This window comes from Streptomyces sp. Edi2, assembly GCF_040253635.1.
Taxonomy (GTDB): Bacteria; Actinomycetota; Actinomycetes; order Streptomycetales; family Streptomycetaceae; genus Streptomyces.
In genome coordinates, this window is sequence record NZ_JBEJGX010000003.1 from 8,910,038 (window position 1) to 8,931,528 (window position 21,491).

General features: G+C 69.9%; 20 protein-coding genes. 9 read left to right on the forward strand and 11 right to left on the reverse strand.

The window, feature by feature from the left end; genetic code table 11:
• Nucleotides 1-35: 35 nt before the first annotated feature.
• Nucleotides 36-572 carry a GNAT family N-acetyltransferase gene (locus tag ABR737_RS42570; RefSeq protein WP_350256497.1) on the reverse strand — a complete coding sequence of 179 codons (537 nt, stop codon included), beginning with the start codon at nt 570-572 and terminating at the stop codon, nt 36-38.
• A 143-nt stretch (nt 573-715) separates the two neighbouring features.
• Here ABR737_RS42570 and ABR737_RS42575 point away from each other — a divergent pair, with 143 nt between their 5' ends.
• Complete coding sequence (locus ABR737_RS42575; protein ID WP_350256498.1) at nt 716-1,195, forward strand: protein-tyrosine phosphatase family protein; 480 nt, start codon at nt 716-718, stop codon at nt 1,193-1,195.
• Nucleotides 1,196-2,046: 851 nt separating this feature from the next.
• Here ABR737_RS42575 and ABR737_RS42580 read toward each other — a convergent pair.
• Entirely contained in the window at nt 2,047-2,499 is a 453-nt protein-coding gene (locus tag ABR737_RS42580) for a DUF6086 family protein (protein ID WP_502964460.1), read from the reverse strand.
• A gap of 168 nt (nt 2,500-2,667) precedes the next feature.
• Between ABR737_RS42580 and ABR737_RS42585 the strand changes: the two genes are divergently transcribed.
• Nucleotides 2,668-3,102 carry a hypothetical protein gene (locus ABR737_RS42585; protein WP_350256499.1) on the forward strand — a complete coding sequence of 145 codons (435 nt, stop codon included), beginning with the start codon at nt 2,668-2,670 and terminating at the stop codon, nt 3,100-3,102.
• A gap of 270 nt (nt 3,103-3,372) precedes the next feature.
• On the opposite strand, the gene dacB is transcribed toward ABR737_RS42585, so the two are convergent.
• The 3 genes from dacB to ABR737_RS42600 form a co-directional block, all read right to left on the reverse strand.
• Nucleotides 3,373-4,986, reverse strand: a complete 1,614-nt coding sequence (dacB, locus tag ABR737_RS42590; RefSeq protein WP_350256500.1) for a D-alanyl-D-alanine carboxypeptidase/D-alanyl-D-alanine endopeptidase — start codon at nt 4,984-4,986, stop codon at nt 3,373-3,375.
• Between the two features lie 309 nt (nt 4,987-5,295).
• Nucleotides 5,296-5,628, reverse strand: coding sequence for a barstar family protein (locus tag ABR737_RS42595; RefSeq protein ID WP_350256501.1), 333 nt, complete (start codon nt 5,626-5,628; stop codon nt 5,296-5,298).
• A gap of 75 nt (nt 5,629-5,703) precedes the next feature.
• On the reverse strand, nt 5,704-6,417 hold the full coding sequence (locus ABR737_RS42600; protein WP_350256502.1) for a hypothetical protein: 714 nt from the start codon (nt 6,415-6,417) through the stop codon (nt 5,704-5,706).
• A gap of 624 nt (nt 6,418-7,041) precedes the next feature.
• Here ABR737_RS42600 and ABR737_RS42605 point away from each other — a divergent pair.
• Nucleotides 7,042-8,400 carry an alpha/beta hydrolase gene (locus ABR737_RS42605; protein WP_350256504.1) on the forward strand — a complete coding sequence of 453 codons (1,359 nt, stop codon included), beginning with the start codon at nt 7,042-7,044 and terminating at the stop codon, nt 8,398-8,400.
• Nucleotides 8,401-8,543: 143 nt separating this feature from the next.
• Here the strand turns inward: ABR737_RS42605 and ABR737_RS42610 are convergent, their stop codons facing one another.
• From ABR737_RS42610 to ABR737_RS42620, 3 genes are all read right to left on the reverse strand, one after another.
• On the reverse strand, nt 8,544-10,364 hold the full coding sequence (locus ABR737_RS42610; protein ID WP_350256505.1) for a TIGR03767 family metallophosphoesterase: 1,821 nt from the start codon (nt 10,362-10,364) through the stop codon (nt 8,544-8,546).
• Nucleotides 10,365-10,617: 253 nt separating this feature from the next.
• Nucleotides 10,618-11,055, reverse strand: a complete 438-nt coding sequence (locus tag ABR737_RS42615) for an SMI1/KNR4 family protein (protein WP_350256506.1) — start codon at nt 11,053-11,055, stop codon at nt 10,618-10,620.
• 231 nt (nt 11,056-11,286) lie between these two features.
• Entirely contained in the window at nt 11,287-11,892 is a 606-nt protein-coding gene (locus ABR737_RS42620) for a DinB family protein (RefSeq protein WP_350256507.1), read from the reverse strand.
• Between the two features lie 277 nt (nt 11,893-12,169).
• On the opposite strand from ABR737_RS42620, the gene ABR737_RS42625 reads away from it, so the two are divergent.
• From ABR737_RS42625 to ABR737_RS42635, 3 genes are all read left to right on the forward strand, one after another.
• Nucleotides 12,170-12,349, forward strand: coding sequence for a ribbon-helix-helix domain-containing protein (locus ABR737_RS42625; RefSeq protein ID WP_350256508.1), 180 nt, complete (start codon nt 12,170-12,172; stop codon nt 12,347-12,349).
• 1 nt (nt 12,350) lies between these two features.
• A complete protein-coding gene (locus tag ABR737_RS42630; protein WP_350256509.1) occupies nt 12,351-12,695 on the forward strand; it encodes a VOC family protein in 345 nt (114 codons plus the stop codon).
• Nucleotides 12,696-13,021: 326 nt separating this feature from the next.
• Nucleotides 13,022-14,638, forward strand: a complete 1,617-nt coding sequence (locus ABR737_RS42635) for a DHA2 family efflux MFS transporter permease subunit (RefSeq protein WP_350256510.1) — start codon at nt 13,022-13,024, stop codon at nt 14,636-14,638.
• Here ABR737_RS42635 and ABR737_RS42640 read toward each other — a convergent pair.
• A complete protein-coding gene (locus tag ABR737_RS42640; RefSeq protein WP_350256511.1) occupies nt 14,612-15,334 on the reverse strand; it encodes a hypothetical protein in 723 nt (240 codons plus the stop codon). The two genes, ABR737_RS42635 and ABR737_RS42640, sit on opposite strands and share 27 nt — an antisense overlap.
• A 342-nt stretch (nt 15,335-15,676) precedes the next feature.
• Entirely contained in the window at nt 15,677-16,186 is a 510-nt protein-coding gene (locus ABR737_RS42645; RefSeq protein WP_350256512.1) for a MarR family winged helix-turn-helix transcriptional regulator, read from the reverse strand.
• 166 nt (nt 16,187-16,352) lie between these two features.
• Between ABR737_RS42645 and ABR737_RS42650 the strand changes: the two genes are divergently transcribed.
• The 3 genes from ABR737_RS42650 (at nt 16,353) to ABR737_RS42660 (ending at nt 20,657) form a co-directional block, all read left to right on the forward strand.
• Nucleotides 16,353-16,766, forward strand: coding sequence for a hypothetical protein (locus ABR737_RS42650; protein ID WP_350256513.1), 414 nt, complete (start codon nt 16,353-16,355; stop codon nt 16,764-16,766).
• Entirely contained in the window at nt 16,763-18,283 is a 1,521-nt protein-coding gene (locus ABR737_RS42655; protein ID WP_350256514.1) for an FAD-dependent monooxygenase, read from the forward strand. Before ABR737_RS42650 ends, ABR737_RS42655 begins: the two co-directional genes overlap by 4 nt.
• 334 nt (nt 18,284-18,617) lie before the next feature.
• Nucleotides 18,618-20,657 (forward strand): glycoside hydrolase family 5 protein, encoded by a 2,040-nt coding sequence (locus ABR737_RS42660; RefSeq protein ID WP_350256515.1) that lies wholly within the window; start codon nt 18,618-18,620, stop codon nt 20,655-20,657.
• A 113-nt stretch (nt 20,658-20,770) separates the two neighbouring features.
• Here ABR737_RS42660 and ABR737_RS42665 read toward each other — a convergent pair whose 3' ends face one another.
• Nucleotides 20,771-21,370 carry a hypothetical protein gene (locus tag ABR737_RS42665; RefSeq protein ID WP_350256516.1) on the reverse strand — a complete coding sequence of 200 codons (600 nt, stop codon included), beginning with the start codon at nt 21,368-21,370 and terminating at the stop codon, nt 20,771-20,773.
• Nucleotides 21,371-21,491: the final 121 nt, after the last annotated feature.

The following is a 21,491-nucleotide window of genomic DNA, read 5'->3' on the forward strand; positions in this document are numbered from 1 at the left end:
CGGCAGGCCGGACGCTCCGAGGCGGAAGGGGCCGATCACATGGGGAGGGACCGCAGAACTACCGGCCCCACGGGCCACTGTGCCCCGTCGTGCAGTGGCACCCACATGGACCGCAGCGGCATGACCACGGGGCCGTCCGGCTGCTCGACCTGGACGTCCTCCTGCAGTGTCCGCCAGCCGAGGCGTTGGTAGAGGGAGACAAGGTGCGGCCGGCAGAAGAGGAGCCCGTACGGCGGCCCCATCGTGCGGGCGTGTTCCAGAGCCGGGTCGACCACGAGCCGTGCCAGCCCGTGCCCCCGCAGATCAGGAGCGACGACCACCCCGCCGAAGCCCACCACCTGGGTCTCGACCGGGCCGGCCGAAAGGGGAAGCGTCACCAGGCCCGTGTGCGCTACGAGGCGGCCGTCCCGTCGGATGCCGAAGTGCTCCTGTTTGGGCAGCCAGGTCAGACCGGTCCCGGAAACGCCGAAGGGGTCATCGTTGTCCCCGACGATCTCCCTCAGCTCCGTAGCCGTATACCGCGCGAGCCGGACCACGGCAGGCGGCGACACTGAAGACGGGTTGGTTGTCATTCTCCGCATGATGGTGCCCGCGCCCGGCTGCGGGCAACGCCGGTCCGTGCACAGACCACCGCCAACCAACCCGCGTCGGCCCAGGGTGAGTTGCCCTCGCCTCGGTACGCCCGGCCCCGGACGTCGATCGATAGGGTGCGCGTATGACCGAGCACTGGAGCGCGTCAGACCCAGGAGTCCTACGCTTCCCCTCGGGCGCCTTGGTACGCGGCAGGGGCCTGCGCCACCCCCTTCCCTCCGGATCCACACCTACGCCTACGCCTACGCCTACGCCTTCGTCCTCGCTCACGCCCACCTTCGCGGTCTATCTCCTCGGTAAGCAGCCGCCACCGGCCGAGTGGGACGCTCGGTGGCTGTGCTGGCCTGATTTCCGGCTTCCCAAGGACCGCCGCGAGGCTCGTCTCGTGTTCAGGGAGGCGCTGACCCGGGCAGCGAACGAACGCGTCGAGGTGGCCTGCGGCGGCGGCCGCGGCCGGACGGGAACAGCACTGGCCTGTATGGCTGTTCTCGACGGGGTGCCGCCGGACCGAGCCGTCGCCTACGTCCGTCGCCACTACCACCCTCGCGCCGTGGAAACCCCCTGGCAACGACGCTTCGTACTGCGCTTCACGGACGACGCGTAGTGCGGCCCTCGGACACTCCCGAGTAGGTGATAGCGCTGCGGACCGTGCACCTGAACGCCCCCGCCGGTAGCCGGAATATCGTGGTCCCCACTGTCGTCGTGTTCCTTCCGCGCAGTGAGAAGAGCGTGCAGGCCATCCGTGCTCAGCAGGATCTGCGCGGGCCCCGACGTGGCGGCGGTCGCTTGGCGCAGCGTGGTGGCCGCCCTGTCCCCCCAACTCCTGACTGGTTCCGCAGTGTGGGCCTCAGCACGCAGCACGAAGAGGTCATCGGCCGGCTCCGGGGCAGCATCGGGAAGAATGCTGCGCAGCAACCGGTAGCGCCTCAGCCCAGGTCGTTGAATTCCCGGCACCTCTTGATCAATGCGGCCCACCATGGCCGCTCGGTGCTCACGCATGAAGGCGAGATGGGCCTCGTCGCTCGCCCACCGCGCACCACTCAGAAGCAGTCGTCCGTCCCGGCTCCCGAAGCAGCTGAGCTGCCGGAATGCCTCGGGCTGAAACCTCGTGCACAACTCGCGCCACTCACCGAGCAACGCTTCCGCCGCTGCATGTTGCCGCTCCGGTGTGTCCACGATCCATTCACTGACCAGAATCGTGCCGGCATCGGGCCGGGGCATGTCGGGCAACGATCGAGAAGCCATCTGTCGCCTCCAAGGAGTGGAGACCGAGCATCCGACCTCAACCGAAGTTGAGGTCAAGTCGTGGCGCCAGCGCTGCACAGAGCCGACGGCGACAGTTGAGCAGGTGGCTGCAGTCACCACCATCAGCCTCATGCGACACAACAACGGTGCGATCGCCCGGGGCGCTCATGACATCGTTTCTGACGGCTTCCCGGGCTCTGCGGACGTGGCTCAGCGGACCATGTAACGGTCGAGTTCGCGCGCCTTCTGGCGCAGGGCAACTGCCCATACTTCCCGGCCGGGAGCCGGAGGCACCGGTACCTGGACGTCCCTGAGGCCATCGACCGCGGTGCAGTCGGCCGCCTCCCAGTCGACCTCGATGCCGGCCCTCTGCGCGAGGACCAGCACCGTGGCGACGAACCCTTCGGACAGGGCGACCATGACGGTATGGCTGGTGTCGTGGTGTCGCGCCAGCAGTGCGCCGACGAACGCCGTGAAGTCGGTGGGGTCGATCTGGCACTCGTCGGCATCCATCGGTCCGACACCGGACGGCAGAGCCAGTTCGGCTTCATAGAGGGCAACTTGGCGCAGGAACAGCCGCGACACACCGCTGGACGGGTTCCACAGGGTCTGGTCGCCCATGTCGTAGTACTGGCTCATCGGGGAGGCCTTTCTGCTGGTCACGGTGGCAGCGTAATCAGGCGCTCCTGCGCGGCCGCTGACCTGCACCGGGTGCGGGTGCGAGGTGCGGGCGCGGGTGCGGGTGCGGTGCCGGACCGCGCCCGTGTCGGAGTGCGGCAGCGTCCCGGAAGTGCGGCGACACAGTGGTCGCACCGACCGTACGGTGCTGCCATGACCTCCACACCGGCCCTCGGACTCGCCCGTCCCGTACGGGGAGTGAAGGTGCACTCCCGACAGACGCTCGGCGGTTGTGCGCCGACGTACGGAAGGATCGAGCTCGACTTCGAACCCCTGCCCGCAGCGGTCGCCTCGTCCCTCGAGTTCGCCTGCGCCGTCTCACCCGAACCGGCACCGGAGTTCGAAGACTTCCTCACCCGGGGCGTGCTGCGAGAACTGTCCGGCACGGACACCGAAGACCCCGAAGCCCGCCGAGGCGCTCCGGTGCACGCCCGGGTCATCGTGCGCGCCATGTCCTGGCACTATGTCGACACCTGCGAGCTGGTGTTCCTCCGCCTCGGAGCCTTGGCAGTCCGAGAAGCACTGCGCTGCGTGGCGGAGGACCGTGAACCGCAGCTGATCGACACCAGGGCCAGGCTGGTCTTCTGATCCGGGCCGACCGGCGAACGAGGCCGGCACGGACGTTGCGAGATGCGCCACGGGCGTCGCGAGATGCGGCACGGACATCGCGAGATGCGGCACGGACGTCACGAGATGCGCCACGAACGTCGCGAGATGCGCCACGGACATCGCGAGATGCGGCATGGACGTCGCGAGATGCGGTCATGTCGCAGGTGATCCGGCATGAGCAGGTACTGGTCGGAACGTACGCCGAGAGGTGGCTCTGCAGCGCGCTCCGCCGGCCGGCGGGCCCGTCGTTCAGCGGTGGCCCGAGGCCTGCTGCTGGAGGTAGGCGGCGACATCGGCCACATCGTTGCCGATCGCCAGGACACCGTTGATGGCAGCGCTGGGGGTCGAGGCGCCGTTCACTCCGGCGAAGAACACCTCGAAGTGGCCCGGGCGCGTCTCCAGGTAGCCGGCCGCGGTCTCCGCGCCCACGGCCAACCGGTCATTGAGGGCGTCACCGCCGGCCGCGGTGCCGGTCTTGGCGAAGACCTTGCCGCGTGCTGGGCAGCTGCGGCAGGAATCCGCCAGGGTTCCGTCGACGCCCAGGATCGGTAGCGAGGTGCGGAAGCGCTGCGCCTCGGAGGTGTGCTGCCAGTACGTCAGAATCTGCGCCAGGGCGCGTGGTGTGGTCCGGTCGGCCGGGTTGCCGCCGCGGCCGTCGGCGAGCTGCACCGCCTTGCGTTCCACCCGTGCGTGGTCCAGAAAGGTGGCCAGTACGGGGAAGCCGTCCTCGCAGTCGGTGCTTCCCGTACTGGTGGCCATCAGGCAGATCCCCAGGTTCGCCCCGAGGTTGTGGCTCACCTTGAGGATGAGTTTGGCGTACTCGGCGTACAAGGGGGAGGTGTACCGGGCCACCGTGGGCACGCCCTCGTAAGACTTCGGCAACTGCCGGGCCGGGTTGGGCCCGATCGCCTTTGCGCGGACCTCGACCCCGGCCCGTTTCAGTGCCTCGATCAGCGCGGTCCGGCCGAAGGCATTCGGGTCCTTGATGGCGGACACCCGGAGCACGGGAGCCGATCCGGCGGCGATGGTGCCGGACAGCCGGATCCGCGTGCCATCGGCGGAACTGCTCACGCTGATGTCGGCCGGTTTGCCCGCCGCGACGGTCCGGACGGCGGATGTGACGTGGTAGGGCGCGACCTTCGGGCGCCAATCCAGGCCGGCCGGGGCGCCCGCTTTGGCGCCGGGGGAAGTCAGCAGATCGATGACGTTGTCGTTGATGATCAGTGGTGTCGGGGTCGGCGCGAGGACCGGATCAGGCCGGAACAGGCGCGCGTCGATGACCACGTCGCCGTCGACGCGGCGGATGCCCGAGTGGCGCACCTGGCGGGCCAACTGGTCGATGCCGGCCAGCGGATCCTGCGGGGTGAGGGTGGCCCCCGGGACGGCGTTAGCGTAGGTGTGGTCGACGGCGGTGAAGGCGACGGTACCGTTTTTGCGCGTACGGCCGCCGAGGGTGAGGTCGCCCTGCGCGACCAGGTCCAGATTGCCCTTGAGCGTCGTGTTGTGGCGCTGCCCGACGGCGTGGACCGGTGTGATGAAGCGGTGGTCGCCGCCGAGGGTGTGCCAGGTGCCGCTGACGCTGAAGAGTTTGGCTGTGGATCCGGGGATGAAGAACTGGTCGGCGTCGCGGGACTGCGTCAGCCTGCCGGTCTCCGGGTTCCGCTGGAGCAACCCCCACCGGGCATAGCGGTAGTCCGGCTTCCGAATGATCGAGGTGATCCGGGGATCGAGCGTGTGGGGCGTGGGGGAGGGGGAGGGCGCGACCTGGACGAGACCGGTGATGACGACGCCAACGGCCAGCGCGACGCCCAAGGATCTGGCGAGGCGCCCGCGGGAGGCCCGAGGAGTGACGGAGGGGGACATGCAGACTCCACCGATGGTGTTGATCTGTCGTGTATCTACCGTTATGTCCCATGAAGGTACTGCGCACCGTCACCACGGGGCCGCAGGCGTCGGCCGGGGTCCCCCGGACGCTTCAGCGCACGGGCCCGTCAGGCCCGTCAGGCCCGTAAGCCCGTCAGCCGGTCACCGACGTCAGCCCGTCAAGCGCCACAGGCGAGGAAAGCCGACCGCCGCCCCGACCGGCGCTCCCGGCCGGCCACCCGGCGGCAGGCAGGTCGCAAGTGCGCCGCAGCTCTTGAGGAGCCATGGCCACCACGGTCCGGTTCGGCTTCACTCGAGGACCACCGTGGCGCCGGCGCCTTCGAGGATCTGCACGATCTCCTCGACGTAGGAGAACAGCCCATCCGGTCCGGACGCGGCCCCGTCCGGCGCGCGGCGCGCGATCGCGGCATCGTGCCAGATCAGAGTGAAGGGCGCGATCACGCCGAAGCCGCCGCACAGGCAGTCACGGAACGCGTCCCATCCCCAGCCGAAGTACCGTCCGGGGCCCGCGAGGGCTTCGCTCAGCGCGCAGTGCACCCCGGGGATATCCGTGACGAACCGGCCGTCGAGGTGGTGCACGCCGCCCGAGCGGTCGGGGCGTCGGGGCCCGGTGTTCCGCATGGCGAGCCTGAGCCATTCGGCCCTGCCCCGCGCCGAGTACGGAGCCCATCCGTTGGGCGTCGTCGGAACGCCGTGTTACCAGGATTCCCAGACCGGGCGGACGGCGGGCGAAGGGCGGTTGTCGCCGCCATCCGCGAGGGTGATGTCGACCAGGGCACCCCCGAGCACGGACGGGCGCGCCCCGTGGATGTCCAGGCCGACGTCCTGGCGTGCCATCACCCGCCCGGTGCGGTCCAGCGCCCACAGTTCGGCCCCGTCCCGCTCCCACCTGCGCGGCCTGCGCAAGGCGGCGAGCAATCGTTCCGTGGGTTCACAGCCGATGAGCTCCATGGGGATCTTGGCCGGGGCCGGTCGTGAGGCGAACAGGCCGTCCACCGCGAGGCAACGGCCTGCGGAAGCATCGCCCCCTGTGAAGAGCTCGAAGCGCGGGGGCGCGGTCGCCTTGAAGCCACCGGACGACGGCCCCTTCACCCCTGCACCCACAACGACGTCCAGCAGAGAGGGATCGAAAGCTGAGGGGTGGTGGGCCAGGACGACGGCATCCACCAGTTCCCACCATCCGGCCTGGGTGTCGTCCGAAGCCGCGATCCAGCCGTCACCGAGAAGGTCCGTTGCCTCCCCGGGCCGGGCCACGGCCTCGCGCAGCGGTCCTGAGGGAGCGCAGCCGCGGAAGATCAGGACCTCCCGTGGTGGCGGTGCCGGCTCCACGAACAGCCCCTCGACGCCCGCGCACCGGCCCCACAGCTGGTCTTCGCCCTCCTCGTCCTCGCGGGCCAAGAGGTACTTCACCGGAAAGCTCCGGTCCCACACGGCATGATCCCCGACCCGCACACAGCCCCCGAACACTCGGACAATCCCTACGGACAGTCTCCATGAACAATCCGTACGAAGGTATCGAAATTACGGCGACCGCCCTCCGGTTCGTCCTCCTTGCTCGTCGTCCGGCTCCTCACACGGGCTGACGGTGCCCGACTGCCAAGGCGGGCCACGCGGGGAGAAGTTGCGGCAGGCAGGCAGGCAGGCAGGCAGGCAGCGGGGCGGAGCTGGGCGGAGAAGGGCGGACCGGGGCAGCGGGGACCGGCCCCTCAGGGGTGGTCCTGGTGCCACCCCGAAAACGGGCACCAGTGTGATCGAAACCCGTCCCCTGACCCCCGAGGATCCCTTGTATGGCAGCGCACCCTGCGCGCCGACGGGAGGATCGCGATCGATGTCCGCGTGGAGAAAACCGTGGTGGCCGGTGGCCGCCCTGTCCGGAACGATGGCTGCCGCGCTGATCTCGGCGGTGCTGCCCACCGCGCCGCCGGCCCGGGCGGCGGGCCGGGCCGGGCCGGGCCGCCGATACCGGCGCGCTACGCCCATCAGCGGCTGCACTGGCAGCCCTGCGCGGCGAAACCCTCACTGGAGTGCGCGAGCATGACCGTGCCGCGCGACTGGCACCATCCGGGTACCGGGGCCGACCTCACCATCGCGGTGTCCCGGCATCGTGCGGCCGGCCCCGCCCGGCGGCGCGGGGTGCTGATGATGGCGGCGGGCGGGCCCGGCGCCTCGGGGCTCACCCGGCCCGCGGACTTCGCCGCGCGCTCGCCCGCCGTGGGCGCCGCGTACGACGTGGTCGGCTTTGACCAGCGCGGCGTCGGCAGCAGCACGCCCGCGCAATGCCAGACCGACGCCGAGTTCCGGGACTTCTACGCCCACGACTTCCGCGACCGCTCGCCCGCCGCTCTCCGCGGTGTCCTGGCCCGGTCGCGGCAGCTCGTCGCCGGCTGCCTGCGGCACGGCGGCGATCTGGTCCGCCGGCTGACCACCGACCAGGCCGTGCGCGACATGGACTTGTTCCGCGCGCTGCTGGGCGTGCGCAAGATCACCTATTACGGGCCCTCGTACGCCACCTGGCTCGGTGCCTACTACGCGACGGAATTCCCGCAGCGTATCGAGCGTGCCGTACTGGACAGCAACGAGGACTTCAGCGGCACCTGGCAGCACGCCCGAGGCGGTCTGCCCAAGAGCTTCCAGCGACGCTTCGAGCAGGACTTCCTGCCCTGGATCGCACGCTACGACACGACGTACCACTACGGACGCACGGCGGCCGACGCCAAGGCGAGATGGGAGGCACGCCGTCGCGCCCTGCACGAGCGCCCGCTCACCGTCGGCGCGCTGACGATCGGGCCCAACCAGCTCGACAACACCACGATCCAGAGCATGTACAACGCGCGGCAGTTCCCGCAGCTGGCGTCCGCGCTCAGGGCTCTCGACGACTGGCCGTCCACCACACCGGCCGAGCGCACACGGGTCGCCAAGCTCTTCACGAGCTACCTGTCACCAGGATTCGCCGCCGTGTACTCCTCGGTGACCTGCAACGACACCCCGTGGCACGGCGACCTCGACTACTGGCTGGACCGCAGCGCGAAGGACACCGCCGCCTCTCCGCTCGTCGGGGCGCGCGAGCTGGCCTACGCGGCCACCTGCATGGCCTGGCCGGTCTCCGACGCGCCGCGCGTCCGGGTCACCGGCCGGGGCCTGCCTACCACGCTGATGCTCAACTCCGTTCACGACCCTGCCACTTACTACGAGGGTGCACGTGCGGCACACCGTGCGCTGCGTGGTTCACGGCTGGTCACGGTGACGGGCAGCGGCGATCACGGTCAGTACCAGAACGACAACGCGTGCGTGGACGGCATCGTGAACGCCTACCTCCTCGACGGAACCGCTCCGGACCATGACGTGACCTGCGCGGCCGGCCCGTTGCCCGTGCCCTCGGGACGCCGCCGATAAGGGGGACGAACGAGCGCGATGGACGGGGGCGGAAGAATCGGCGGGATCGGGTGCGGGTCGGCGGAAGTCGGTGGAGGCCGGTGGAAGCCGGTGGGTGGCTTCCGACTCCTGCCCGGCGGAGGGCCCGGTGGCCGGCCCCCGTCTCACGCCCGGCGGACGAGGAGTTCGGTATTGCGGTCCGCCGCCGTGCCCGCCATTTTTTCGTGGACGCCGTCGGTCAGGCCCGCGGCGAGCCCGGGCGCGTTGTAGGACAGCTCGCGGTAGAGCGAGGCGAGGCCGACCGAGGAAAGGTCGTCGAAGTCCGTGTGGTGCGGGGCGGCGGACTCGATGAGGGTGGTGAACAGGGACAGCGTCCCGTCATGGTTGTCCACGAGTTCGATGATCCGCGCGTGCTGTGGATAGTCCACGTGTGAGGCGGTGTTGACCTCCCAGAAGGAGCGTGCGGCCGTCGGGTGGGCATGCGGCGTGATGTGGTTGATGTGGCTGTGACCGTTGACCCATGCCACCACGTTCGGGAACCGGCTCAGCAAGGCGATGACCTCTTCGCCGTCGTGCCGCTTCTCCTCCGAGCGGGCCGCGTCGGGGCGCCGGGTCATACTCGGGCTGTGGTGATGGCTGAACACCAGGATGTGCGCGTCATCGGCACCGGTGTTGCGTACCAGCCGTCCGTCCTCGTCGTAATGGCGGGAGCTGTGAGCGGCCAAGGTCCCCTCCAGCCACCGTAGTTGCTCGGTGCCCAGCGATCCTTCGTAGTGGCCGCTGCGGTAGGTGGTGTCGATGCTGATGCCGATGACACCCTCGGCGATGGTGAAGGAGTAGTACATCCGGTCACCGTCGAGGTGGTTGTCGGTGTAGCCGTGTCCGACCGGCCCCGCGCCGGCGAAGGCCGGGTTCAGGTGCGCCCGCAGGTACTCGTGGGGTGTGAACATCCGGCGGCGCTCGTCGGCGGTCACGGTGCGTGCGCGGGAGGCGTTCCGGCGGAGGATGTCCTTGAGCACGGTGCTCTTGGGGTCGTCACCGCTGTCCAGCACCTTGCGGAAGGCGGCCACATCGCCATCCGGTACGGAGAACAGCTTGCGCGCCCCGGTGACGTACTCCGTCAGCACGGGGTCCTGGGGCGCCAGACAACCGCCCGGCAGATCGTCGTGGTTGCCGGGCGTGGAGTACCAGGGAAGCCGCAGGCCGGGGCTGACGACCGGGCGCATCGCGGCTTCGAGGTAGCCGGGGATCGGCGGCAGCCCGCGTCTCTTGTCCTGGTCGCGCAGGCCGTTGTCCGGATGCCAGTACAGCGCGAGGCCGGAGTTCTGTACGCCCTCGTACGACGCCGGGTCCCCGGTGTTGGGGGTGATGCGGCCACCGCTCATGAGCGTCAGGAACCACTCGAGTTCCACCATGGAGTGGTTGTCGATGTTGTCACCCGTGGACATGACGAAGGCCGGCGGCCGGCCGGTGTGCGGTCCACTGCGGACCGCGTTGGCCTGCTCCACCAGCGACACCGCACCGGCCACCGACAGCGCCTCCTGCGCCCGCCACGATCCCGGCGATCCGACGCGCAGGTACTCGGTGCGCAAGGGGCTCTGTACGTCGGCCACATGCAGGTCGGTGAACTGGACGAAGCACGCCAGGGCGGTCTGCCGGTCCTGGCGTCCGGCCGCGGCGGAGGCGAGCTCACCGCGGACGACCAGGGGCCATCCGGGACCGGAGGTGATCCGGCGGTAGCTGCCGCTGCCGACGAGGCGGGCCGTGGTGTCGAGGGTGGTGGTCCCGAACGGGGCCGCGCGTCGCCCACCGGGCTGGGCCGGCGACGTACGGCTGAGGGACTGTGCGTGGGCGGTGCCCGGGGCATCGCTGCTGCTGCGCCGGCTCGGCAGTGCCCATGCGGCACCGGCTCCGGCGACGGCGGCACCGGAGCTGAGGAGGAAGCGACGACGGTTGGTGGGGGTGTGGGTTTCAATACCGGCCATGAGGCCCTCCGTGCCGTGGCCGGTGTACCTGACCACGGCGGTGTCACCAAGCGGAATGTCTCATTCCAGATCCTGGGCGGAGAGCGTGACCAAAACTTGAACGGGCCCGGAACTGGGCACACCCATTGCCCATCGGTAGGGTCCGCCCCTTCGGGGGCGCCCCGGTAGCGTCCCGGTGGCGCCCGGATGACGCGCGGAGGGCCGTGGCGACCGCCCACGGCGGAAGAGGTGGCGCCGTCCTGTCAGTGAGGGCTCAGGGCTGGTACCAGTCGTCGTCACCGACACGCAACGAGCGACCGAGATAGTCCCGCAGGCTGCCGGCCACCCACCTGCGGCTGTCGCTCTCGTGCTCCCAGACGAAGACGTCCGGCCGCTGGGGCTTCCGCACGAAGGCGAACTGATCACCGCCCCCGTTGTCCCCGAAGAACAGGAGGGCATCGAACGGCATGTACAGCTGGGCGAAGGACTCGTCGGACCAGAAGAGAAGGTTCTGCTCAACGATCTGGTCGATGCTCCAGACCGTGTCCACCTGGCTGTGGCCGATCACCCCATTGCTCTGCAGAAGCAACTGCTTGAGCTCCGGCGGCAGAACGCTCCCCAGCCGCCCCTCGGCCTCGACGAGCTCCGATTCCTGTACCGGTTCCCGAAGGCCCGCCTCGGGGCAGGCCTCCAGCACTGTTTGCGTCCACATGATCACGAGCGTAGCCACCTCATTCGCCGACATGAACGGCGTCTGCAGGTCAGAGGCCTTACGACGGAAGCGCTCCGGCCGATGCCGGTGGCGTCGCCGACCGGCTCACCGAACGCGGGATTGCCGTCGTTGCCGTCGATGCCGTCGATGCCGAGCGCCGCAACATCGCCCGCCCGCTGATGCACCGTGAACCCGCCGGATCACCGGCCCCGCCCGGTCCGAAGCTACGCGCTACGCGTCCCGATGGGCTTCCCGACCGGCTTCCCTGGCTACCTCCTCCAGCCGGGCCCGATAGCTCGCCCACCAAGCCGAGTCGCCCGGAGGCATGTCGTCCTTTCCCTCGCTGATTCCCACCGCACCATCGGTGAGTTCCCGGATGATGTCGGCGTGCCCTGCGTGCCGGTGCGTATCGGCGAGCACGCGCACTACGGCCTGGTGCAGCGTCACCTCATTCTTGTGGGCCGGCCACCACGGCACTGTGCCTGTGGTGTCCAGTGCCAGCGCGTCGATCGTCGCGTCTGCGTGCACCCACGCCCGGCGATAGAGGGCCACTGTCTGCTCGCGTGATTCGTCGGCACTGGCCCACATGTCCGCGGTGGGCTCGGCGCCGTCGTCGAGCCAGGGCAGCGGCTCGCCGGACGGCCGCCCGAACGTGTCGCCGAGGTAGCCCAGTTCCACGCCGGCCAGGTGTTTTACCAGCCCCAGCAGGTTCGCGCCGGTCGGCGTCCGCGGACGACGGATGTCGTACTCCGAGAGCCCTTCGAGCTTCCACAGCAGGGCTTCGCGCGCGGACTGCAGAGAGGAGTGAAGATCAGCCTTGGCATCCGATGCGGTCATGGGGCCAGTCTGCCGCTCGCGCGATCTTCATTGACCGCCTTTCCGCATCGCGGTGCATCGGGCCTCTGACGGGACGGGGGAATCGGGTGGATCCCTCGCGGTGCGGGCATGGCATCAGCCGGCAGACCGGGGCCGATCTCGGGTAGTTGCCCGGCCTTGGTAGTTGCCCGGGCTCGGCCGCGCGGACGGCAACCGGGCCGGCGCGTGAGCTGCAAGAGCAGACAGGCAAGCATTCGTGGGCTAGCATGCTAGCAATCTAGCGAGCTAGTATCCGTGCATGGGTGACACGGAAGTCAAACAGTTCAACGTGTATCTGCCGCTGGGGCTGATCAGGCAGGTCAAGCATCACGCGATCGAGACGGGCATGTCGCTGTCGGCGCTGGTCGCCGACGCATTGCGCGCCTACCTCGACGACGCCCGTGGACAGCGGGAGCACTCTTCCGGAAAGGAGTCATGACATGGCAACTGAAGGTATCGAGGCGGTCTTCGTGGAGACCCGCAACTGGGGGAGGACCGCAGGGTTCTTCCAGGAACTGGGTTACGAGCTGGAGACCTCCGCCGGCGACGGTTCCGGTGTATTCCGCAACGGCGAGGGCCCCTATCTCGTCGTGGTCGAGGTCCCTGAGGACCGGGAGCCCGGAGTACAGGTCGCGCTGAAGGTGCCCGATGCGGACCTGTTCCGTCCCGGCTCCGCCGTGGAGGTGGCCACGCCGTTCGAGGACACGCACTACGGGACCCGGGAGATGACCGTCCGGGATCCCGACGGGCGGCTGTGGAGTCTGCAGGCCCCTGCCAAGAGCTGACATCTGTCTCTCGTCCGGGCGGGCCGATTCGCCCCGGCCGGTGGTGCCGGCGCCCTGCCGGGCCGTTCCTGCAGCAGTGACGCGGCTCGCGCGGCTCGGCAGCGGCATCGCGCAGCTCGGCAATGGATTGCGCCGGGCAGGAGAGGCAGGCAGTACGTCGCTGCCTCTCCTGCCCCTGAGCGCGGACTGATCGAACCGACCGAGGCGAACTCCGAGGGACGGCACCGGCGCTGCACGGGTCATGCCACGGCGGAGACCGACGCCGACCGCCCGTCGAGCCGTCGAGCGGATTCTCGGGGACGCCAAGAGCAAAGGATGGGATACGCATGAGGAGTTGGCGCGGTAATCCCTGGGCGGTGCTGCTGACGCTCAGCCTGGGATTCTTCATGACACTGCTGGACCTGACGGCCGTCAATGTGGCCATCCCCAGCATGGTCGGCGATCTGCACGCGTCGCTGGACGAGGTGTTATGGGTGATCAATATCTACGTCCTCGTTCTCGCTGCACTGCTGATCACATTCGGTCGGCTGGGCGATGTGCGAGGGCCGCGCACCATGTTCATCGGGGGCGTCGCGCTGTTCACCCTGGCGTCCGTGCTCTGCGGCCTGTCGCAGGATCCGGCCCAGCTCATCGCCACCCGGGCGGTGCAGGGTCTGGGTGCGGCGGCGCTGATGCCGCAGACCATGACGATCATCATCGGCACGTTCCCGGCCGAGCGCCGGGGGGCCGCGCTCGGCGTCTGGGGCGGTGTCGCGGGCGTGGCCACGATCGCCGGGCCCACTCTCGGCGGGCTCCTGGTCAGCACGGCGGGCTGGCGGTGGATCTTCTTCGCCAATGTCCCGATCGGCGCGATCGTCCTCGCGATGGCCGTCACGCTCGTCCCCGGCATCCGGCACGGCAACCGCCGGAAGCTGGACGTTGTGGGCGTCCTGCTCGCCGCGGCGACGCTGGTATGCCTGACCTTCGCACTTACCGAGGGGCAGCGGTACGACTGGAACGCCGGGATCTGGGCGCTGCTGGGCGCCTCCGCCCTGCTGCTGGTGCTGTTCCTGCTGCACCAGGGCGCCCGGCAGCACCGCGAACCGCTGCTGCCCTTCGTGCTCTTCCGCGACCGCAACTACACGGTCATGAGCTTCGTGTCCGCGACCGTCCAGGTCGGGATGCTTGGCCTGTTCCTGCCGGTGATGATCTATCTGCAGTCGGTGCTGCGCTTCAGTGCCCTCGCGGCCGGACTCGTCATGGCACCGGCGATGGTGGTGTCAGCGGTGCTGTCACCGGTCGCGGGCCGGATGGCGGACCGGATCGGCGGCAAGTACGTCCTGATGACCGGCCTGACCCTGTTCGCGGCCGGCATGGCCTGGCTCACCTGGGTCACCGATGTCGGCCGCGCGTGGTGGGAGCTCCAGCCCGCCCTGATCACGGCCGGAGTGGGCATCGGCTGCGTATTCGGCCCGATGGTCACGGTCGCCATGTACCAAGTGGAGCCGATGATGGCCGGGGCGGCTTCCGGTGTGCTGAACACGATCCGTCAGATCGGCACCGTGATCGGCAGTGCCGCAGTCGGTGCGGTACTGCAGAACCGCCTGGCCGCCTCGCTGCAGGACGAAGCGGCAAAGCGGGCGTCGGACCTCCCTGCCGGTGTCCGCCGCCCGTTCCTGGAGGGCTTTCGCCACGCGGCCGAGAGCGGTCAGGAGGTCGGCGTCGGGCAGAGCGGCGCGGTGGTCCACCTGCCGCAGGGAACGCCGTCGGGCCTGGCCCACCACGTCGAGCAGGTGGCGGCCTCCACGCTCGGACACGGGGTCGTGCACGCGATGCGGCCGACCCTGGCACTGCCCATCATCGTGATCGCGGCCGGCGCCCTCGCGTGCTTCCTGGTGCGACGCCGGCAAGTCGCCGTCCCGCACCCCGCCCCGGAGTCAGCCGGCGTCAGTACCTCGGCCTGACCCAAGGTTGAGGGCGGTGCCGAGGTCGACGGACGGGTCGAGTGCGGCGTCGATACGGATATGCAGCAGTGATCCGCCGCCGGTGAAGCAGGTGGTGCCGAGGGCTGCGTTGAGGCGGGCGGCAGCGGCCGCGGTGACCGTGATGGCGGTGTTCGCGTGCAGTGCGGCGGCCTCGGTGTCGATGGCTGATGCGGTGCGGGGCCGGGGGAACGTCCCCAGGGTGACTCTCCGGCCCCGGTCCAGGACGGCGCTGAGCTTGCCTTGGCTGAGGTCGTCGACGAATCCGGTGAGCTTGACGGCCTTCTCGGTCTTGATGTTGACCAGTGCGATCCCGGCACGGGTGAACCGGAGTTCGCCGCCGACCTTGCCGCCGCTGTTGGTGACCGCACCGCTCCTGATGTCCTGGCGCACGTCTCCGGTGGCGAAGTGCGGGCTGATCCGGCCCTGGGTGTCGACCTCCGCCAGGGCCACGCCGCGGGTGTTGAGGGCAGCGAGGAGGGCCGGGGGCACCGAGAAGCGCGCTGAGCCGCCCTTGACGGGAACCTCGGTGTTTCCGGCGAGGCGGGCGGCGGCTGCGCGGCTGCTGCCGGTCGGTGCGGCGGTAGTAGTGGCAGTACGTGCCGGGGCAGGGGCGGCTGCGAGAACAGCGGTGGTCAGCGCCAGAACGGCAGCGGTGGCGAGATGGCGAGCGCGCATGCAGGTGAGGTCCCTTTCTCCGGTGGGAGCGGGCGGGCGGCTGCGGGGGCACCCGCCACCGTGATGGAGCGGTCACTCTACGTGCTCGGTGGTGCGGTTCGGTGGTGCTGCGACGCGTCGGTCGGATCGGGGCGGGTTACGGGCCGCACGCGTGCCTGCGGTCGTACGCCGCCCAGCCCTGCGGTGGTGCGGGCGAGGTGCGGCGTGGCTCGATGGGGTGGGGCGGCGCGGGTGTACCGGCCTCAGGGGTGTGCCGGTCCCAGGAGCACCGGTCTCAGGGAAGTCGCGGTCCCAGGAGTGCACCGGCCCCAGGGGCGCACCCGTCCCCGTCGCGCACCCGTCTCAGGAGTGGCGGCCCTCCAGGCTGATCAGCAAAGTGCGCAGCGTGCCGTTGAGCTCGCGTTGTTGCTCGGGTGTGAACGCGGAGAGCAAGGTGCGTTCGGCCTCGGTCTTGGTGGCGAAGACCTGTAGTGCGCGCTTGAGGCCTTCCTCGGTGAGTGTGACGAGAACGCTGCGGCGGTCGGCGGGGTCGAGCTCTCTGCTGACCCATCCTTTGGCTTCGAGTCGTGAGACGCGGTTGGTGACGGCTCCGGTGGTGAGCTGCATCTGTTCCAGCAGGTCCTTGGCGCTGAGGCGGTGGTGTGGTGCGCGGCGCAGGCAGGCCAGCAGTTCCAGCTCCCACAACTCGATCCCGTGGTGCGCCAGTTCACGCTTGAGCTCGATCTCCATGTGGTGAGCCACCCTCCGCAGGCGGTACACCAACGCCTTGGATTCCAGGTCGGCCAGGTCGTGCGCGCTGGAGATGACGTCGATCATGCCGTCGACGCGGTCGCGGGGCGAGCTTTCGGTCACGCGTCGGATCCTACCAGCGCGTTGACTAAAAGGCGAACATTAATTATCTTCACGTTAAGAGAATCGCGACGCCTTCCGCGTACCGCTACCGCGTATCGGGTGTCGGGTGTCGGGTGTCGCGCATGCGAATCGCGCATCGCGAATCGCGCATCGAAAGGGAGTAGCCATGGCGCCTACCAGGCGTGAAAAGCTCGGCCAAGTCGTCACCGTCGCCGGTATGGCGGCGGCCCTGCCGTCGGTCTGGCAGACCGTCACCCACATCACGGATGACACCTATCGGGCGCCCGAGGCGCGGGACGGCGCGGGCCACGTGCAGTACCACATGGCCCGCGAGGCCCTGATCACCGCGGGCAGCCTGGCGGCCATCGGGATCGGCGTGCTCGCCGGGCCACGGCGCGGCCGGCCGTTGTGGGGTGCGATGGCGGCCGCCGGCGCCGGTTTTGCGGCGGCAATGTGGTCCGGAGGCCCCACGACAGGCGTCTGGGCACCCAACGAGAAGGCGCTCGCCGTGCATATCGCCTCCACCACTGGTCTCGCCACAGGTATCTGGCTGCTGCGTCCCGAACGGGGGAACCGATGAGCGTCGAGGTGATCGTGGCGGGAGGCGGGCCGGTCGGTCTGCTGACCGCCGCCCTGCTGGACGCCGCCGGGGTGACCGTGGAGGTACTGGAGCGCAGGGCCGGTCCGAGCGAGCCCGCCAAGGCCACCACGATGCACCCCCGGACCCTGGAGGTCCTCACCCTGCTGCGCACCGAAGACGGCCGGCGGCTCTCCGACGTACTGGTCTCGCAGGGGCGCCGCGTACCGAAGGCGCACTTCGCCGTACTTCCCGACCCACTCGACTACGCGCAGCTCGATACGCCCTACCCCTTTGTGCTGATGGTCCCGCAGACGACCACCGAGCGAGAGCTGGTGGCTCACCTTCGCCGGCGCGGCATAGCCGTGCGGTACGGCCACGAGGTCACCGGGTTCACCCAGGATGCCGACGGGGTCGAGGTGACCGTCAACGGCGGTGTGCGCAGGGCTGGTTATCTGGTGGGCGCCGACGGCGCGCACAGTCTCGTGCGACGGCACGCAGGCATCGACTTCCGGGGGACCCCGCCCTCCATGGTGGGCTTCGTCGCCGATGTCACGCTGACCGACCCGCCGGACGGGGTGGTGCACTACTGGGACCACCGGCACGGCCAGCTCAGCTTCCTCCCCCTCCCCGACGGGGCGTACGGCCTCCCCGACGGTACGTACCGTGTCTTCGGCACCGAAACCGCGGACACCCAACTCACCTCCGACCAGGTACGCGCACGCCAGGCGCGATCCCTGACCCTCGACGAACTGCGCGCCGTCCTGCGCCGGATGACCGGCAGCGACCACGGACTACGGGACGCGCTGTGGCTGTCCACGGCCAATGACACGACCCGGCACGCCGTGAAGTACCGCGCGGACCGCGTCTTTCTGGCCGGCGACGCGGCACATGTCCATCTGCCCGCAGGTGGCCAGGGGCTGAATGTCGGCCTGCAGGACGCCGTGAACCTGGCGTGGAAACTGGCCGCCGAGATCCACGGCTGGGCTCCGCCCGTGATCACCGGTGGCGCGGCCGGCTACGAAAGCGAGCGTGCCCCCGTCGCCGCCGCGCTGGCCGACAACACCCTGGCTCAGGCAGCCCTGATGACCACCTTCACCCCGGCGGGTGCCGCGCTGCGCGACTTGATGAGCGCGCTGATCGCCAAGGGCGGCGACACGGCGGACGACCTGACCGCCTGGCTGTCCGGACTCGGTCTGTCCTACGCTCCTCCTGTCCCGGGGCACCCCTTGGACGGTTGTCGCGCCCCTGACCTTGCGCTGTCGGACGGCACCCTGCACCGCCGGCTGGCGGTCGACCGGTTCCTGCTCGCCGACTTCACACCGGACGCCGTCTTCACACCTCTTGACTCGGCCCGAGTCGAGGTGGCCCGGGCCCTGCCGTGGTCGGGGCTGTCCGCCGCACTGATCCGCCCGGACGGTTATATCGCCCGCGCCTGGACCGCCCCCGATGTCGATGAAGTGGCCGCGGCGCTCAGCTCCTGGACGACGCCGTCGCCGGCCATGTGGCATGAGGCATGAGGCATGAGGCACGAGGCACGAGCGATGAGCCATGAGCCATGAGCCATGAGCCATGAGCCATGAGCCATGAGTCCTTGAGCGTTCAGTGCTGACGGGCAGGCCCGGTGTGGTGTCCCGGCCGTCGACGGCGGCCGGGACACCACACGGCCGGGCCGCCCCGTGGCCGGAGCGCCCTTCGGCCGGACCGCCGTATGGCCGGGCCGAAAACGGCCGCAGAGGTATGGCCCCGCCGGCCACCCGTCGGTAACTTGTGGGTGTCCCGTCGGCGGTGCGACTGCCGCGGGGCTGCTCGCCGGACGGACCCGACGGGCACCCGACGAAGCAGGCGGATGACGTGAAGCCTCTCTTACGCTCGGCGTGCGGTGCCGTGACGCTGTGCCTCGCCCTCGTCCTCACGGGCAGCCCGGTCTACGGCGCGGCCGCGGCTGCCCCTGTCGGGCCGTACGACGCTTCTGCTGCCGCGGCGTCGGCCGTACGGACATCCGCCGGTGCGCCGGCCGTACACCCACCCGCCGCGGCATCGGCCGTCCACGCATCCGCCCGGGCCGCGGCCGCTCACGCACCCGCCGCCGCATGGACGGCGCCGCTGTCCACCAGAGGCCGCTATATCGTCGACGCCGACGGCAAGCGATTCCGGTTGAAGTCGGGCAACTGGGACGGCGCGCAGGGCTCGTGGAACGGTTCGGGCGACATCAACGACGCCGCGGCACACCACAGCGGTCAGAACTCGCACGGCATACCGCTCGGCCTCGACCGCGTGGGCATCGCCTCGCTGCTGCACGACTTCCGCGCCCTGGGCCTCAACAGCATCCGGCTGCCGTTCTCCAACGAGATGATCCACTCCGACGCCCCGGTGCCGGATGCCGCGGTCGCCGCCAACCCGCAGCTACGCGGCAAAACGCCGCTGCAGATCTTTGACGCCGTGGTCGCAGCCCTGACCGCGGACGGTTTCGCCGTCATCCTCAACAACCACACGAACACCACCCGATGGTGCTGCGGCCTCGACGGCAACGAGCGGTGGAACAGCCGCCAGAGCACTCGCCAATGGGCCGACGACTGGGTCTTCCTGGCCCGCCGTTACCAGGACAACAGCCGTGTCGTGGGAGCGGACCTCTACAACGAAGTGCGCCGTGACATCTGGGACGACCCCAACTGGGGCCTGGGCGACAACCACGACTGGCAGGCCGCCGCCCAGGAAGCGGCGGACCGGATCCAGACCGAGGCCAACCCCCGGCTTCTCCTCATCATCGAAGGCATCAACTGGACCGGGGTGCCGGTGGACGGCCTGCCGCACGGCCGCCCCGCCCTCACCCCGGTCCGTACGCTCTCGCACACCCTCGTCCGCTCCGGGAAACTTGTCTACTCGGCCCACTTCTACGGCTACACCGGCCCGCACCACAGCGGCGCCACCGGTATGGGGGAGACCAGCGACCCCCGCTACCAGGACCTGACCCGCGACCAGCTGCGCGCCGTACTGCACGATCAGGCGTTCTTCGTGTCCGCGGAGTCCGGTCAGCACTTCACCGCGCCCCTGTGGGTCAGTGAATTCGGCATCGGCTCCGACGAGTCGGGCGCCGTGCCCCGCGCCTGGTTCGCCAACCTGACGGATTACCTCGCCGCCAACGACACGGATTTCGCCTACTGGCCGCTCGTCGGCTGGAGCACCGACGCCCAGGGCCGCCCCGCCGGGGACAGCTGGGCCATGCTGCGGTACGACCGTGACGGACACCGCAGTGGAATCCTGGACGGCAACGACTGGCGTACCACGGCGTGGGACCGGCTGCTGGCGGCACCGCAACGGACCGGCCCTGTGCCACCGACCCCGGCCTGGCACCAACTCACCCTCGATCACCGTGATTTCGTCCAGTCCCTGAGCACCCGTGCGCTGGGCGACTGGGACTCCGGAGCCCGCAAAGCGGCCTGCCCCGACGGAGAACGGCTGATCGGCATCAGCCACACCCAAGGCCGCGGCCTGTGCACCGACGCCCCCGCGGCCCGGGATCTGCGCACCCCCGGAAGCACCCCCGAGGTCGTACGCGACGAGCGGTACGTCCCCGCCGGCGGCGACTGGGCATCCGGCTACCGCAAACTGCAGTGCCCCGCGGATCACTTCCTCACCGGATACAGCGTGCGCGGCGAGACGGTCTCCGCCGCACTGTGCATGCCCGCCCGCACCTCCCTGGGCACGGCGGGACAAACCCTGTGGTTCGACCGCGGCGACCACCGCCCGCCCGGCGACCCCGGCGGCGACTTCGCCTACGGCCACTACAAAGGCCAGTGCCCCTCCGACGCCTACGCGGCAGGCATCGCCTTCACCACCCGCCCGGGACACCGGGGCAGCCCCGACGCCCTGCTCTGCCGTCCGCTTTCCTGACCACAGGCAGACAGACCCCCGCCTCGACGAGCGTGGCGCGGCTGTCGGTCCCCTGACCAGGGCGGCGGTCCGGCTGTGCAGCGCGGCGGGGCCTGGGGTCCGCCGCAGGATGCTCAGGAGACGAAGTCGCAGAGGGCGGGAAGTGGAGCGGTCGCGTCGAGCGGGCCTATGTAGATGACGGCTTCCTCGAACTGGAAGTAGGAGAGTCCTTCATGGCGGGGGCCGATGACGAGCAGGTTGTCCCCGCAACGCCATGCGGCGTGACGCCAGTTGCCCTCTCCCATGGCCAGGGTGCCGCCTTCGGCCGTGATGTCGTGCTCGGGCGGACCGAGCCGATGGGTGAACGCGGCGACGGCCGCGTCGATGTGCGCGTCGAACATCTCACGTTCAGCGTTTGCCTGGCTGGACCAGCCGGGCAGCGTGCCCCACAGATCCGCGTTCCAGGCGTCGTCGTCAACCCAGTAGAAGTGGGCGAAGGACACGGCAAGGGTGTCCCCGAGATGGGCGAGGTGCCCCTCGTCGGTGATGAAGGTGTCTTCCCACGGCAAGTCGCCGTCGGCTTCGCACCAGCCCAGACGTCGCATCGCCGCCTCGGAGGCCGCCCAGTCGCCCAACGGCAGTTCCGCCAGGCCGGCGATCTGCTCCACCAGGCGCGGGGTGAAGGCACATGCGGCGACGTGGAAGGCAATGTCATCAGGGTCTTCGTCGGTCATGGCAGGACGATATCCGGGCTGTACGCGTGAGTGAGGCCTCGGCCGGTGGGCCCATGCCGGTGCGTGAGGGGATGTCGAGGAGATGTCGGGGCCGCTTTGGTCAACCCCGGTGGTCGGCTCC